At 70.1% G+C, this 14996-nt stretch carries 11 protein-coding genes and 1 pseudogene; 1 reads left to right on the forward strand and 11 read right to left on the reverse strand.

Features of this window, described 5'->3' with window-relative positions:
* The 11 genes from VFN12_RS11030 to VFN12_RS11080 all read right to left on the reverse strand — a co-directional run.
* On the reverse strand, positions 1 to 584 hold a 584-nt coding region (locus VFN12_RS11030), incomplete at its 3' end, for an ABC transporter permease subunit (protein ID WP_414690034.1).
* Positions 581 to 2146 carry an ABC transporter ATP-binding protein gene (locus VFN12_RS11035; protein WP_414690035.1) on the reverse strand — a complete coding sequence of 522 codons (1566 nt, stop codon included), beginning with the start codon at positions 2144 to 2146 and terminating at the stop codon, positions 581 to 583. The genes VFN12_RS11030 and VFN12_RS11035, both read right to left, overlap by 4 nt.
* A gap of 76 nt (positions 2147 to 2222) precedes the next feature.
* The gene (locus VFN12_RS11040; protein WP_325118730.1) at positions 2223 to 3143 is read right to left on the reverse strand and encodes a BMP family ABC transporter substrate-binding protein; all 921 of its coding nucleotides are present in this window, start codon (positions 3141 to 3143) and stop codon (positions 2223 to 2225) included.
* Between the two features lie 286 nt (positions 3144 to 3429).
* Positions 3430 to 4632 (reverse strand): amidohydrolase, encoded by a 1203-nt coding sequence (locus VFN12_RS11045; protein WP_325118731.1) that lies wholly within the window; start codon positions 4630 to 4632, stop codon positions 3430 to 3432.
* Positions 4633 to 4858: 226 nt separating this feature from the next.
* The gene (gene meaB, locus VFN12_RS11050; RefSeq protein WP_325118732.1) at positions 4859 to 5839 is read right to left on the reverse strand and encodes a methylmalonyl Co-A mutase-associated GTPase MeaB; all 981 of its coding nucleotides are present in this window, start codon (positions 5837 to 5839) and stop codon (positions 4859 to 4861) included.
* Positions 5840 to 5850: 11 nt separating this feature from the next.
* Positions 5851 to 8055: a methylmalonyl-CoA mutase gene (scpA, locus tag VFN12_RS11055; RefSeq protein ID WP_325118733.1), complete on the reverse strand. Its 2205-nt coding sequence runs from the start codon at positions 8053 to 8055 to the stop codon at positions 5851 to 5853.
* Entirely contained in the window at positions 8052 to 9761 is a 1710-nt protein-coding gene (locus VFN12_RS11060; protein ID WP_325118734.1) for a methylmalonyl-CoA mutase family protein, read from the reverse strand. Before VFN12_RS11060 ends, scpA begins: the two co-directional genes overlap by 4 nt.
* Before the next feature lie 132 nt (positions 9762 to 9893).
* Positions 9894 to 10841: a superoxide dismutase gene (locus VFN12_RS11065; protein ID WP_325118735.1), complete on the reverse strand. Its 948-nt coding sequence runs from the start codon at positions 10839 to 10841 to the stop codon at positions 9894 to 9896.
* Between the two features lie 101 nt (positions 10842 to 10942).
* The gene (locus VFN12_RS11070; protein ID WP_325118736.1) at positions 10943 to 11719 is read right to left on the reverse strand and encodes a succinate dehydrogenase/fumarate reductase iron-sulfur subunit; all 777 of its coding nucleotides are present in this window, start codon (positions 11717 to 11719) and stop codon (positions 10943 to 10945) included.
* 90 nt (positions 11720 to 11809) lie between these two features.
* A complete protein-coding gene (locus tag VFN12_RS11075; protein WP_414690036.1) occupies positions 11810 to 13624 on the reverse strand; it encodes a fumarate reductase/succinate dehydrogenase flavoprotein subunit in 1815 nt (604 codons plus the stop codon).
* A gap of 106 nt (positions 13625 to 13730) precedes the next feature.
* A complete protein-coding gene (locus VFN12_RS11080; RefSeq protein ID WP_325118738.1) occupies positions 13731 to 14522 on the reverse strand; it encodes a hypothetical protein in 792 nt (263 codons plus the stop codon).
* Positions 14523 to 14712: 190 nt separating this feature from the next.
* Here VFN12_RS11080 and VFN12_RS11085 point away from each other — a divergent pair.
* Positions 14713 to 14996, forward strand: a pseudogene (locus VFN12_RS11085) (succinate dehydrogenase); the annotation flags it as partial.

Here is a 14996-nt window from a genome sequence, read left to right on the forward strand (position 1 = left end):
AGGAACCGCCCGACGTAGTTGAGCATGATGGTCGTGATGACCTCGTGGGCCCCGGTCTGGGCCTTGAGGAAGCCGGCGAGGCCGCCCCACAGTCCCGCCGCGACGACCGCGCCGAGCAGCGCGAGCAGCAGGTGGAGGCCCACCGGAAGGTCGAGGTTGAACCCGATCCAGCCACCCACGATGCCCCCGACCAGCATCTGGCCCTGCGCCCCGATGTTGAACATCCCGGCACGGAAGGCGAGCGAGACCCCCAGGCCCGCGCAGATCAGCGGCGCGGCCCGCTCGAGCGTGCGCACGATGGCACCGGGTGAGCCGATCGAGCCGCTCAGCAGCGCGGAGTATCCGTCCCAGACGGCGAGGCCGGCGTACCGGAAGAAGTCCCACGGGTAGGAGAAGAAGTAGGAGAGGGACTCGATGACCCGCGGGGTGGAGAAGATGATCAGCAGCGCGCCCACCAGCAGCGCGAGCACGATCGCCGCGATCGTCTCCTTCACGGTCGGCAGCCAGGCCTCCCACCGTGAGGCACCGGGTCCGGCCTGCGGCTGCGGCACCATCGGCTGCTGGGCGGTCGTGGTGTCACTCATGCGGCGCCTCCCTCCGCGGGCTCGTGGGCACCGGCCATCATCAGGCCGATGTCCTCTCGGGCGATGTCCGGTGTGACGGTGCCGACGATGCGGCCGTCGTACATGACCGCGATCCGGTCGGAGAGGGCGAAGATCTCGTCCAGCTCGGTGGACACGACGATCACGGCGGTGCCGTGGTCGCGCTCGGCGATGATCCGCTTGTGCATGAACTCGATCGACCCCACGTCGACACCACGGGTCGGCTGCGAGGCGATCAGCACCTTCAGGGGCCGGGAGAACTCGCGCGCCACCACCACCTTCTGCTGGTTGCCACCGGAGAGCGCACTCACGGGCGCTTCGGCGGATTCCGTACGGATGTCGAACTCCTTGATGCGGTGGTCGGCGTTCTGGCGGATCGCCTCGAGGTCGAGCGCGAGGCCGCGGGAGTAGTCGGAGCTCCGGAAGAGGTCGAGGACGAGGTTCTCGCGGACGCTGAACGACCCGACGAACCCGTCGTGCGACCGGTCCTCGGGGATGTAGCCGATGCCGTCCTCGAGCGACTGGCGCGGGCCGTGGCTGCTGATGTCGCGACCGTCGAGCCGGATCTCGCCCGCGGCTGGACGGAGCAGGCCGAGCAGGGACTTGATGAGCTCGGTCTGACCGTTGCCCTGGACGCCGGCGATACCGAGCACCTCACCGGCGCGGGCCTCGAAGGAGACGTCCTTGACCACGAGGTGCCCGCGCGGGTCGACGACGGTGACGTTGCGGGCCTCCAGCACCGCGTCGCCGGACTTCGCGGGAGCCTTGTCGACCTTCAGCTTCACCGACCGGCCCACCATCATCTCGGCGAGCTCTGCCTCGGACGTGTCGGGTGCTGCGGTGCCGACCACCTTGCCGCGCCGGATGACCGTGATCCGGTCGCCGATCGCCTTGACCTCGCGCAGCTTGTGGGTGATGAAGATGATCGACGTGCCCCGCGCCTTCAGCTCGCGCATGATGTCCATGAGCTCGTCGATCTCCTGCGGTGTGAGCACCGCCGTGGGCTCGTCCAGGATCAGCACCTCGGCATCGTTGGCCAGGGCCTTGATGATCTCGACGCGCTGCTGCACCCCCACCGGGAGCTCCTCCACGAGCCGGTCGGGGTCGACCTTGAGCCCGTACCGCTCGGAGAGCTCGCGGACCCGATCGGCCGCCTGGGGCCGGTTCAGCACGCCCATGCCGCGGGTCTGCTCGCGTCCCAGCATGACGTTCTCGGCGACGGTGAAGACGGGGACCAGCATGAAGTGCTGGTGGACCATGCCGATGCCGGCGCTGATCGCGTCCCCGGGGGAGGCGAAGGTGGCCGGCTTCTCGTCGATCAGGATCTGGCCGTCGGTCGGGGCAAGCAGCCCGTAGAGCATGTTCATCAACGTCGACTTGCCGGCGCCGTTCTCACCGAGCAGGCAGTGGATCTCGCCGGGCTCGATCGTCAGGTCGATCTGGTCGTTGGCCGTGAACGATCCGAACCGCTTGGTCAGTCCCCGGATCTCGAGATGCATCGCACTCCCTTGTGCAGGTCCACCACCCTCGGTCGAGAGGGTCACCGAAGAGGTTAGAACGTGCAGGTCGGGGCGGGATACCCCGCCCCGACCTGTCGAGTTTGGTACTGCTGGTCAGCTGTCAGCCGACGGTGATCTCTCCGTCGATGATCTGCTGCTTGAGCTCCTGGATCTTGGCGTCGAGCTCACTGTCGATCTCGGCGTTCGGGCCGTACGGCGCCAGGGAGACACCGCCGTTCTCGAGCGTGCCCTCGTAGACCTCGTTGGAGAACTCGCCGCTGGCGGAGGTCTTGATGGCCTCCTCCACGGCGACGTCCATGCCCTTCATGACCGAGGTCAGCAGCACGTCGCAGTACTCGGCAGCCGACTCGCAGCCGTCCGTGTCGACCCAGATGCCCCAGACATCGTTGTCCTGCGCGGCCTGCAGGCCACCGAGGCCCGCCGGGCCGGCGACCGGGAAGATCACGTCAGCACCCTGGGTGATCATCTCCTCGGCGGTGGACTGGCCCTTGGTCTTGGACTCGAAGTCGTTGGTGAACGACCCCTTCCCGCTCTCGGGGTCCCAACCGATGACCTTGACGTCCGCGCCGTTGTCCTCGTTGAACTTCTCCACGCCCTGGGCGAAGCCGGTCATGAAGATGGTGACGGTGGGGATGTTGAGTCCGCCGAAGGTACCGACCACGCCGGTCTCCGACTTCGCGGCGGCCAGGTAGCCGGCGAGGTAGGCGGGCTCGGCCGTGTTGAAGGTCAGGCCCTTGAGGTTGGCGGGGGCCTTCTCGTAGGCGAAGTCGACGATCGAGAAGTCGACGTTCTTGTTCTTCTTGGCGGCGGCAAGGGTCGCGTCGCCGAGCAGGAAGCCGACCGTGGTGACGCTGTCGCAGTCCTCGTCCACCATCGCCTGGATGTTGTCGGCGAACTCCGAGGGCGCGTTGGACTCGACCTCACCCGTCTGGACGCCCATGTCCTCCTCGGCCTTCAGCAGACCGTCGTGCGAGGTCTGGTTGAACGACTTGTCGTCGAAGCCACCGGAGTCGGACACCATGCAAGCCTTGAAGTCCGGGTACTGCTCAGACGTGGTGCTCGCACTCTCCGATGGGGAGTCCGAACCCGTCGCCTCGTTGTCGGTCGACCGCTCACCGCAGCCGGCCAGGGTCAAAGCAGCGATGCTGCACGCTGCCACTAGTGCCGTCTTCCTCACGGCGCCCTCCTGATCTTGATATCCACGCCCGAGACCGGGCGCACCGGGCACACACTAAGGCAGGAACAACGCAATGCCGGGCATTGTGAACCCAACCGTTACAGGTTGGTGACCCGCCCGCTCACGGGTGTCACGCGGACGGCCCGACGAGGGCTCCCAGGGCAGCCTCCGCGAGCACCCGGGCGGCGATCCCGGCGGCGCGGTCGTCGACGAGCAGGTTGCCCTGGTGCAGGTCGTACGTCGGCCCGCCGGGCGTCCGGGTGCCGAGCCTGGCCATGGCGCCCGGGACCCGGTCCAGGAACCAGCCGAAGTCCTCCCCGCCCAGGCTCTGGGTGGTGGCCACCCGGCCGTCGGGCCCGAGGGCCTGCTCGATGGCGCGCCCCAGGATCCGGGTCGACTCGGGGTCGTTGATGACCGGGGGGACGCCCCGGCGGTAGTCGACGACCGCCTCGACGCCGTAGGGGGAGACGATCTCGTCGATCACGCCGCGCACCAGCGCCTCGGCCTCGGCCCAGGCCACGGCGTCGAGCATCCGCACCGTGCCGGCCACCTGCCCGCGGCCCGGGATCACGTTGGGCGCGGAGCCGGCGCGGACCATGCCCCAGACCAGGCTCACGCCCGCCCGGGGGTCGAGCCGGCGGGAGACGATCGCCGGGAGCTCGGTGACCACCTTGCCGAGGGCGAAGGTGAGGTCCTCGGTCAGGTGCGGGCGCGAGGTGTGGCCGCCGCGACCGGTCAGCTCCACCGAGAGTGCGTCGGCGGCGCCGGTCAGCGGCCCGTCCCGCAGTCCGATCTCGCCCACGTCCAGGGTCGGGTCGCAGTGCAGGCTGAAGATGCGGATCACGTCGTCGAGGGCACCGGCCTCCATCATCCGGAGCGCGCCCCCGGGCATGACCTCCTCGGCGGGCTGGAAGAAGAACCGGACGACGCCCGGGAGCTGGCCACGCGCGTGGGCCTCGGCCAGCGCCAGCGCCGAGCCCACCAGCCCGGCGGTGTGCACGTCGTGGCCGCACGCGTGGGCGACCCCGGGGGTCACGCTGGCCCACTCGGCCCCGGTGGTGTCCTCGACGGGGAGCGCGTCCAGGTCGGCGCGCAGGGCCACGATCGGGCCGCCGTCGCCCACCTCGGCGACCAGGCCGGTCCCGTCCAGCCGGGTGACCCGGGCCCCGGCCTCGGCGAGCCGGGTGGCCACGATCCGGGTGGTCCGCTCCTCGGCCCAGGAGAGCTCGGGGTGGGCGTGGAGGTCCCGCCGGAGTTCGACGAGCTCACCGGCGTACTTCTCGACGATGTGCTCGATGGTGCGGGAGGCGAGGACGGGATCGGTGTCAGACATCTTGATGTAGAGGTTAGTTCACCGGGCGTTGCGCCGAGAATCGGTCGGAACGCACGCGAACCCTGGGCGCGCCTTGCCCAGGGTTCGCGAGTGCGCGCCGTAGGCGAAGTCCGGCACGCAAGGCGTTGACCTTCGAAAAGGTCCAATGAGACGACACCCATGCTGGACTGCCGCGGCCAGAACCAACAGGGCCAGTCAAGCCATTTGGGGTGACCCGTTCGGGTGGTCACTCCCCAGCGTCGTAGGCAGCCAGGATCTGGTCCGCCGCCACCGTGGCCGGCAGCTCTCCGGCCAGGACCTGCTGCCTGATCTGCTCCCGGATCGCCGCCACGCCGCGGGAGCGCCGCAGCCGCTGGGCGAGCTCGTCACGCACCAGTGACCAGGTGAACTCCAGCTGCTGGCGGGCCCGTCTGGCCTCGAGGCCCTCCACTCCGAGGTGCTCCCGGTGGGCGAGCACCCGCCTCCAGACCTCCTCGACGCCGGTGCCGGTCAGGCCGGAGCAGGTCACCACCGGCGGCGCCCAGTCGGCGCCCTTGCCGTGCACGAAGTGCAACGCCCCGGCGAGCTCCCGGGCCGCGGACCGGGCCTCGGCCTCACGATCCCCGTCCGCCTTGTTCACCGCGATCACGTCGGCGATCTCGAGGATGCCCCGCTTGATGCCCTGCAGCTGGTCGCCGGTACGCGCCAGGGTGAGGAAGAGGAACGTGTCGACCATCCCGGCCACGGTGATCTCGCTCTGGCCCACACCGACCGTCTCGACGAGCACCACGTCGTACCCCGCCGACTCCAGGACCGTCATCGCCTGCACCGTCGCCCGGGCCACTCCCCCGAGCGTCCCAGCCGCCGGGGACGGGCGGATGAAGGCGTTGGGGTCGCCCGCCAGGCGGGCCATCCGCGTCTTGTCCCCGAGCACCGACCCGCCGGTCCGGGCACTGGAGGGGTCGACGGCGAGGACTCCCACCCGGTGGCCGCTTCCCGTCAGCTGCGTCCCGAGCTCCTCGATGAACGTCGACTTGCCCACGCCCGGCACCCCGGAGATCCCCACTCGCACCGACTCGGCGGCGCCCGAGCGGTTGAGCTCGGCCAGCAGCTCGCGCGCGGCGTCGCGGTGCTCCGGCTTCGACGACTCGACCAGCGTGATCGCCTGCGAGACCGCTGCCCGGCGCCGGGCCCGGACGCCCTCGACGAGCTCGTCGACCGGCGCCATCGCTGGACCCATCAGTGGCCGAGCTGGGTGGACAGCTTGCCGAGCAGGTCGAGCGCGGACTCGGCGATGACCGTGCCGGGCAGGAAGACCGCGGCCGCGCCCATGTCCTTGAGGGTGGCCACGTCGTCGGGCGGGATCACCCCGCCGACCACCACCATGATGTCCGGCCGACCCTGGTCTGCGAGCGCCTCGCGCAGCTGGGGCACCAGGGTGAGGTGGCCCGCCGCCAGCGAGGAGATGCCGACGATGTGGACGTCGGCGTCCACGGCCTGCTGGGCGACCTCCTCGGGCGTGGAGAAGAGGGGCCCGACGTCGACGTCGAAGCCCATGTCCGCGAAGGCGCTGACGACCACCTTCTGGCCACGGTCGTGGCCGTCCTGGCCCATCTTGGCGACCAGGATCCGCGGCCGTCGGCCCTCGGCCTCCTCGAACGCGTCGGCCGCCTCGATGACCTTCTGCACCTGCTGGTCACCGGCGGTGCCGGACTCGTCCCTGAACACGCCGCTGATCGTACGGATGGTGGCCCGGTGCCGCCCGTAGACCTTCTCGAGGGCGTCGGAGATCTCCCCGACCGTGGCCTTGGCCCGGGCGGCGTCGACCGCGAGGGTGAGGAGGTTCTGGTCCAGCGAGCCGCCGTGGACGTGCCCGTCGCCCGCAGACCTGGTGAGGGCCTCCAGCGACCTCTGTACGTCGTCCTCGTCCCGCTCGGCCCGCAGCCGCTCGAGCTTGGCGACCTGCTGCTGGTAGACCTCGTTGTTGTCCACGCGCAACAGGTCCAGCGGCGCTGCGTTATCGGGGTCGGCGAGCCGGTAGGTGTTGACCCCGATCACCTTCTGCACGCCCGAGTCGATCCGGGCCTGGGTGCGGGCCGCCGCCTCCTCGATCCGCATCTTCGGGATGCCCTGCTCGATGGCCTTGGCCATGCCGCCGGCCCGCTCCGCCTCGAGGATGTGGGCCCACGCCCGCTCGGCGAGGTCGTGGGTGAGCCGCTCGACGTACCAGGAGCCGCCCCACGGGTCGATGGTGCCCGTCGTACCGCTCTCCTGCTGCAGCAGCAGCTGGGTGTTGCGGGCGATCCGGGCCGAGAAGTCGGTCGGCAGGGCGATCGCCTCGTCGAGGGCGTTCGTGTGCAGCGACTGGGTGTGGCCCTGGGTGGCGGCCATCGCCTCGATGCAGGTGCGGGCGACGTTGTTGAACGCGTCCTGGGCGGTCAGCGACCAGCCGCTGGTCTGGCTGTGCGTGCGGAGGCTGAGCGACTTGGGGTTCTGCGGGTCGAACTGACGGACCAGCCGCGACCACAGCGCCCGGGCGGCGCGGAGCTTGGCGACCTCCATGAAGAAGTTCATCCCGATCGCCCAGAAGAAGGACAGCCGCGGGGCGAACCGGTCGATGTCGAGCCCGGCCCCGAGCCCGGCGCGGATGTACTCGACGCCGTCGGCGAGCGTGTAGGCGAGCTCGAGGTCGGCGGTCGCCCCCGCCTCCTGGATGTGGTAGCCCGAGATCGAGATCGAGTTGAAGCGCGGCATCCGCTCGGCGGTGTAGGCGAAGATGTCGGAGATGATCCGCATGCTCGGCTCGGGCGGGTAGATGTAGGTGTTGCGGACCATGAACTCCTTGAGGATGTCGTTCTGGATGGTCCCCGTGAGCTGTTCCGGCTTCACCCCCTGCTCCTCGGCCGCGACGATGTAGAGCGCCAGGACCGGCAGGACGGCGCCGTTCATCGTCATGCTGACGCTCATCTGGTCGAGCGGGATCCCGTCGAAGAGGGTGCGGGCGTCGTAGATCGAGTCGATCGCCACGCCGGCCATCCCGACGTCACCGCGGACGCGGGGGTGGTCGGAGTCGTAGCCGCGGTGGGTGGCGAGGTCGAAGGCGACGCTGAGCCCCTTCTGCCCGGCCGCCAGGTTGCGGCGGTAGAAGGCGTTGGACTCCTCGGCGGTGGAGAAGCCGGCGTACTGCCGGATCGTCCACGGCTGCGTGGTGTACATCGTCGGGTAGGGGCCGCGAAGGAACGGGCTGAGCCCCGGCCAGGTGTCGAGCGCGTCGAGCCCCTCGAGGTGCTCGGGGCCGTAGACCGGGAGGATGTCGATCCCCTCCGGGCTGTGCCACGCCCCGTTGAGTTGGGGATTCCCGTCCGTTGAGTCGGGGCTCCGGGTCCCATGAGAAGGGGATTCCTGCGTCAGGGGCAGGCCGGCGAAGCTCTTCGGAATGCTCATGTCAGCTGCTCCCTCGTCCGGCGCAGGAAGTCCAGAGCATCGACACCGACAGCGCAGGAGTCGTCCGCCCAGTCACGGGGCTTCCCCGCGACGATGACCCACTGCGCACCGGAGTCGCGGAGGGCCGCTGCTGCCTCGGCACCCCACTCGTCGTACGCCGCATCCGTGCCGGCCAGGCACACCACCGGTCGGCCGTCGTGCTGCCCGGCCAACGACTCGACACCATCGGTCGGACCCGCGACCTCGACGCGTACGCCCCCCGCCGCGAACAGGTTCGTCGCGAAGGTCGCCCGCGCCGTGTGCTGGGCGACGGTGCCCATCGTGGCAAGAAAGACCGGCTCGTTCACGGGCGCGTCCTGGAGCGCCTCGAACGCCGCGCCGTACCGACGGACCTCGCGACCGTCGGTAGCAGGCGGGCGCTCGGGCAGGTCCGCGAAGGGGTTGGGGAACTCGGTGAGCCCCGTGACCGGGCGCCTCCGGGTGGCGACTTCACGGTCCCGGCGCTCGACGGTCTGCTCGATCATCGCGTCCAGGGACTCGCCGTCCTCGAGCCGGCCGAACAGCTCCCACGCGGCCCGCGCCAGGTCGTCGGTGAGCTTCTCGACGGCGAACGAGCCGCCTGCCGGGTCGGCCACCCGGGCGACGTGGGACTCGGAGATCAGCAGGCTGGAGGTGTTGCGGGCGATCCGGCGACCGAAGGCGTCCGGCACTCCCAAGGGGGAGTCGAACGGCAGCACGGTCACCGCGTCGGCTCCCCCGACGCCCGCGGCGAACGCGGCGACGGTGGTGCGGAGCATGTTGACCCAGGGGTCGTGCTTGCTCATCATCGGCCGGCTGGTGACGACGTGCTGACGCTGGGCCCGTTCGCCGGCCTCGCTCAGCTCGAGCACGCGCGCCCACAGCCGGCGTGCGGCCCGGAGCTTCGCGATGGTGGGGAACTGCTCGTCGGTCGCGGCGTAGCGGAACTCCACCAGCCTCGCCGCGTCGTCGAGGTCGACGCCAGCGTCGACCATGGTCCGCAGGTACGACGCGCCGGTGGCCAGCGACCACGCCAGCTCCTGGGCGTCGGAGGCACCGCGGTCGTGCACCTCGGTGGCGTCGACCACGAAGCCGAGCACACCGGCGTCGAGGGCTCGTCGGGCCGACTCCGCTGTGGCGTCCGCGGCGGGCGTGCCCAGGTTGGTGGCCGGGTGGAGAGCGTTGCCCTCGGCGTGGGCGAGGAAGGCACCGGGGTCGATCCCGTCGAGAACGACCGGGGCGAGGTCGAGGAGCACCTCGCGGAGGACGGTCGCGAGGTCGGTGTCGCCGTCTCCCCGCAGCCAGAGCGAGGTGGCCCCGTTGTCCAGGTCGACGAGGGCGGCCTCGTTGGCCTCCTTCGGGTCCGAGACCGTCAGGTGGACCCGGATGTCCCAGTCGCCGCTCCGGTCCGGGCGGCCGCTCGTCTGGAGGTCCGCGACGAGCTGCGGAGTGCCCAGGGGGCTGATCGTGATCCCGTCGAGGGTGCGTCGCGCCAGCCGCTCCCAGACGTCGGCGTCCGCGTCGGAGTCGCCGAGCCGTCCGGCCTTGCGGAGCACCGCGGCCGCGGACTTCTCCCAGTCCTCGCGGGCGTGGCGGTCCTCGTCGTCCGCGAGCGCGAGGGAGCCCTGGTCGGGCTCGAGCTCGTCGGGCTCGTCCAGGCCGCCGTCGACGGTCTCCTGGTCTGTCATGGTGTGAACGATAGGGTGCGGGCCGCGTCAGCGACCACGTCGACCGCTATGGGAAACCTCTCATGCGCGTGCCGGTCGAACCCCCGCCGAGACGAGCCGCCGGCTGTCCATCGCCACCCTGGTGGCTTCGCCTCAGCGCCGGTCGATCCGGGTCGCCCAGAACTCGGTCTGGTCGGGATCGTCGAACTTGGCGTTCGGCAGGTAGAGCGACTCCCCGAGCCGGGCGACGGTCGTCGGCACGTTGAAGTCGTCGGAGGTCAGGTGGCCCGTGACGACGCCGGAGGTCCCCCGGGCGTCGAGCCCGATGACGGCGACGCGGTTGAGGCGGTTCTGCACGACGTACAGCGTGTTGCCCACGAGCAGCAGCCCGTCCCCGTTGGTCATCGGTACGCCGCCGAGGTCGACCCGGGTGGCGACGCCGGTGGCGGGATCCACCCGGAACAAGGCGGCCTCGAAGGAGTTCATCACGATCAGCGCGTCACCGTCCGGCGTCGGGGCGATGCCGTTGGCACTGTTCGTGCCTGCGGGAGCCTGGACCCACTCGCCCGTCAGCGGCAGGCGTTCGACGTCCGCCGGCGCGGGCAGTCCGTCGCCGCCCCTCGGTAGCCGGTAGAGCTGGGCCTGCCGCGAGTCGGTGAACCAGGCGGCGACGCCGGTCAGCAGCACGTCGTTGACGAAGCTCTCCCCGGTGGTGAAGGGATAGGAGGCCAGGATCTCGCCCGTGGCGGCGTCGACCGCTCGCCCGGTCCCTGACGGCCCGCCCGCGACGAAGATGCGCCCCGCCCGGTCGACCTTGAGCCCGACCGAGGCGGTGCCGGGGCCCTGGCTGAACACCTCACCCTCGCCGGTGCGGAGGTCGGCGCGGTAGAGATCTCCGTCAGCGCGCGAGCCGAAGTACGCCACCGGGACGGCGTCCCGCCCGATGGAGATGCCCTCGGGCAGGAAGCCGTCGGGCAGGTCGATCCGGTCCGGGAGCGACGGCGCGGACGACGCGACGGGCGGCACGGCCACCGGACCGAGGAGTGCCAGACCGGCCACGGCGACGCCGACGCGGACGAGCTTGCGGAAGTGGGTGTGCACGATCGCTCCTGGCAGTTACGAGGCCCGCCCCCGCGCTGGAGACACTTCCTGCCTTCGAACCTAGCCCCGCCACCCAACCGGCCGTGCCGGCGCCGGGCGGCTCAGACCTCGGCGCGGCCGTCGTTGTCCTTGTTGCGGACGCCGATCTTGGTGCCGAGCCAGACGAGCGGGTCGAACTTCCGGTCGGCCACCCGCTCCTTCATCGGGATGATGGCGTTGTCGGTGATCCGGATCCCCTCGGGGCAGACCTCGGTGCAGCACTTGGTGATGTTGCACATGCCGAGGCCGGCAGTGTCCTGGGCGTAGGAGCGTCGGTCCTCGATGTCGAGAGGGTGCATGTCGAGCTCGGCGTACCGGAGGAAGAACCGGGGCCCGGCGAACGCCGGCTTGTTGTCCTCGTGGTCGCGGACGACGTGGCAGGTGTCCTGGCACAGGAAGCACTCGATGCACTTGCGGAACTCCTGGCCTCGTTCCACGTCCTCCTGCATCATCCGGCGCTTGCCGTCCGGGTCGCGCGGCGGCAGCTCGATCGGCGGGAACTCCCGGGCCTTCTGGTAGTTGTACGACACGTCGGTGACGAGGTCACGCACCACCGGGAAGGCGCGCAGGGGGGTGACGGTGATGGTCTCGGCGGGATCGAAGTCCGAGAGCCGGGTCATGCACAGCAGCCGGGGTCGCCCGTTGATCTCCGCGCTGCAGGAGCCGCACTTGCCGGCCTTGCAGTTCCAGCGGATCGCGAGGTCGCCGCTCTGCGTGGCCTGGACGCGGTGCAGGGCGTCGAGGACCACCTCGCCCTCGGAGACCTCGACGGTGTAGTCGGCCAGGTCGCCGCCGTCCTGGTCGCCCCGCCAGACGCGCATCTTCAGGTCGTAGCCCATCTCAGGCCTCCTCTGTGGCGTGAGCTCGCAGTTCGACCGCGCGCTCACCGTCGGGGGTACGTGTCAGACCGAAGCGGTCTCTCGTCTCGCTCATGCGTCGAAGTACTTCTTGAGCTCGTCCGGCATCTCGGGCAGTGGCTTCTCGCTGAGCTGCACTCCCTCGCCGGTCTCGTCGAGGGCCACGACGAGGTTCTTCCTCCCCCACACGTCGTGATCGGTCTGGGGGAAGTCGTCGCGGGTGTGCCCGCCCCGGGACTCCTCGCGGGCGAGCGCGGCCCTCGCGATCGACTCGGAGACGATCAGCATGTTGCGCAGGTCGATCGCGAGGTGCCAGCCCGGGTTGTACTGGCGATGCCCCTCGACCACCATCGTCCTCGCCCGCTCCTTGAACCGCTCGATCTCCTGAAGCGACTGCTCGAGCTCGGCCCCGGTGCGGATGATGCCGACCAGGTCGTTCATGGCCTGCTGGAGGTCCTGCTGGATCGCGTAGGGGTTCTCCCCGCCCTCGACCTCGAACGGCGCGAGTGCGGCGGCGCTGGCTGACCTGACCTGGTCCTCGGCGACCTTGGGTCGCGCGCCGAGCTCGTGGGTGTACGCCGTCGCCGCCTCACCGGCCAGCTTGCCGAACACGAGGAGGTCGCCGAGGGAGTTGCCCCCGAGCCGGTTGGAGCCGTGCATCCCGCCCGAGCACTCGCCGACGGCGTACAGACCCTTGACCGCACTCTCCTGGGTGTCGGGGTCGACCTCGACCCCGCCCATCACGTAGTGGCAGGTGGGCCCGATCTCCATCGGCTCGGCGGTGATGTCGACGTCGGCCAGCTCCTTGAACTGGTGGTACATCGACGGCAGCCGCTTGCGGATGAACTCGGCGTCGCGCCGCGAGGCGATGTCGAGGAAGATCCCGCCGTGCGGTGATCCCCGTCCCGCCTTGATCTCGGAGTTGATCGCCCGGGCGACCTCGTCGCGCGGCAGCAGCTCGGGTGGTCGACGGTTGTTCTTCTTGTCGTCGTACCACTTGTCCGCCTCCTCCTCGTTGTCGGCGGTCTCGCTCTTGAAGAACTCGGGGATGTAGTCGAACATGAACCGCTTGCCCTCGGAGTTCTTCAGCACCCCGCCGTCGCCGCGGACCGACTCCGTGACCAGCAGCCCCTTGACCGACGGCGGCCAGACCATGCCCGTCGGGTGGAACTGCACGAACTCCATGTTGATCAGGCTCGCGCCGGCCCGCAGGGCCAGCGCGTGGCCGTCCCCCGTGTACTCCCAGGAGTTGGAGGTCACCTTGAAGCTCTTGCCGATCCCGCCGGTCGCGAGGATCACGCTGGGCGCCTCGAACACGATGAACCGGCCGGTCTCCCGCCAGTAGCCGAAGGCGCCGGAGATGGACTCGCCGTCCTTGAACAGCTCGGTGATCGTGCACTCCATGAACACGTCGATCCCGAGCGCCACGGCCCGCTGCTGGAGGGTGCGGATCATCTCCAGGCCGGTGCGGTCGCCGACGTGGGCGAGCCGCGCGTACCTGTGCCCGCCGAAGTCGCGCTGGGAGATCAGGCCGTCCTCGGTGCGGTCGAACAGCGCGCCCCAGTCCTCGAGCTCCTGGACCCGCTCGGGCGCCTCCTGGGCGTGGAGCTGGGCCATCCGCCAGTGGTTGAGCATCTTCCCGCCACGCATGGTGTCGCGGAAGTGCACCTCCCAGTTGTCCTCGGGCCAGCGGTTGCCCATGGCGGCGGCGATGCCGCCCTCGGCCATCACCGTGTGCGCCTTGCCCAGCAGCGACTTGCACACGATCGCGGTCCTGGCCCCGGCCTCGTGCGCGGCGATCGCGGCCCGCAGCCCGGCCCCGCCGGCGCCGATCACGACCACGTCGTAGGTGTGCCGCTCCAGGCCGCCGTCCTCGGCGCCGGACATCTCGTTCCCGGTCATCGGGTGTCTGGTCGTCTCAGTCATCTAGAGCCTTTCCGGGGCCCCCGCGAAGTGGTGAGCGGAGGGAGCGAGCAACGTGTGACGGGGTGGACTAGAAGAACCTCGGGTCTTCGAACGCGTTGATGGCCAGCAGGTAGATGTAGAGGTCCACCAGGGCCACGGAGAACAGGGACACCCAGGCATAGCGGGCGTGGTTGAGGTTGAGCTTCGAGACCCACGTCCACAGCTTGTAGCGGACCGGGTGCTTGGAGAAGTGCCGCAGCCGTCCGCCGACCGCGTGCCGGCACGAGTGGCAGGACAGCGTGTAGAGCCAGATGTAGACGACATTGATCGCCATCAGCACGGTTCCGAGCCCCATGTGGATCCCGGTAGGCTCCCCCTCGGCGGGGCGGAACGCCAGGAGGACGTCGTAGGTCAGGATCAGGGCGACCAGCAGGGCGGCGTACCAGAAGTAGCGGTGGACGTTCTGCAGGATCAGCGGCAGCCGGGTCTCGCCGGAGTACTTCTTGTGCGGCTCCGCCACCGCGCAGGCGGGCGGGGAGAGCCAGAAGGCGCGGTAGTAGGCCTTGCGGTAGTAGTAGCACGTCATCCGGAAGCCCAGCGGGAAGATCAGGATGATCAGCGCCGCCGACAGGGGCCACCACGCGAACGGCTGGCCGAAGTCGGAGGCGCCCTCGACGCAGTCGCCGAGGCACGGGGAGTAGAACGGCGAGAGGTAGGGCTCGGAGAAGTAGTGGGCCCCCGCGAAGGCCCGCCAGGTGGCGTAGACGACGAACGCCGAGAACACCACGAACGTGGTCAGCGGCGCCAGCCACCACCGGTCCTCCCGCAACGTCTTCACGTCGATGCGGGCCCGACTGGGCCCGGTCACGCCTGTGGTCATCTGCATCCCTTCGCTGGCCTCCCGGCCCCGCGGACCGGCGGTGTGCAGTCTGCAGTCTCTCCGGCGCGAGGGAAAGGGGCCACACCGGGGGTGTTCACCCACTGGTCGGGTCCCGCACCGGCCGCCGGGACAGAAATGTCACATCGCCACCGGCGCTGGGGTGGTTCGCGGAGCGGTAGCGTTGGATGTCGTGGCGACGACGACTCCACGGCCCGACGTGGGCCGCACCCTGGTCACCGGAGCACGGGCGGCGCGCTCGACCATCGCGCTGAAGATGCTGATGGCCGTGAGCGGCATCCTCTTCATCCTGTTCGTGCTGACGCACATGTACGGCAACCTCAAGGCCTTCTCCGGCCACGACGCCTACAACGACTACGCCGAGCACCTGCGCGAGCTCGGGGAGCCGATGCTCCCGCACGAGGGGGCGCTCTGGATCCTGCGCGTCCTGCTGCTCCTGGCCCTGGTCGTCCACGT

It is taken from the genome of Nocardioides sp., from assembly GCF_035703625.1.
Taxonomy (GTDB): domain Bacteria; phylum Actinomycetota; class Actinomycetes; order Propionibacteriales; family Nocardioidaceae; genus Nocardioides.

What these genes read in the sequence shown, in the direction of transcription:
- meaB (WP_325118732.1), bottom strand. Translation starts at nt 5,839, where the DNA reads ATGGCGCCGGTCGACGAGCTCGTCGAGGGCGTCCGGGCCCGGCGCCGG.
- VFN12_RS11075 (WP_414690036.1), bottom strand. Translation starts at nt 13,624, where the DNA reads ATGTCCGGCGCCGAGGACGGCGGCCTGGAGCGGCACACCTACGACGTG.
- VFN12_RS11080 (WP_325118738.1), bottom strand. Translation starts at nt 14,522, where the DNA reads ATGACCACAGGCGTGACCGGGCCCAGTCGGGCCCGCATCGACGTGAAG.
- VFN12_RS11070 (WP_325118736.1), bottom strand. Translation starts at nt 11,719, where the DNA reads ATGGGCTACGACCTGAAGATGCGCGTCTGGCGGGGCGACCAGGACGGC.
- VFN12_RS11045 (WP_325118731.1), bottom strand. Translation starts at nt 4,632, where the DNA reads ATGTCTGACACCGATCCCGTCCTCGCCTCCCGCACCATCGAGCACATC.
- VFN12_RS11040 (WP_325118730.1), bottom strand. Translation starts at nt 3,143, where the DNA reads ATGGTGTCCGACTCCGGTGGCTTCGACGACAAGTCGTTCAACCAGACC.
- VFN12_RS11060 (WP_325118734.1), bottom strand. Translation starts at nt 9,761, where the DNA reads ATGACAGACCAGGAGACCGTCGACGGCGGCCTGGACGAGCCCGACGAG.
- scpA (WP_325118733.1), bottom strand. Translation starts at nt 8,055, where the DNA reads ATGAGCATTCCGAAGAGCTTCGCCGGCCTGCCCCTGACGCAGGAATCC.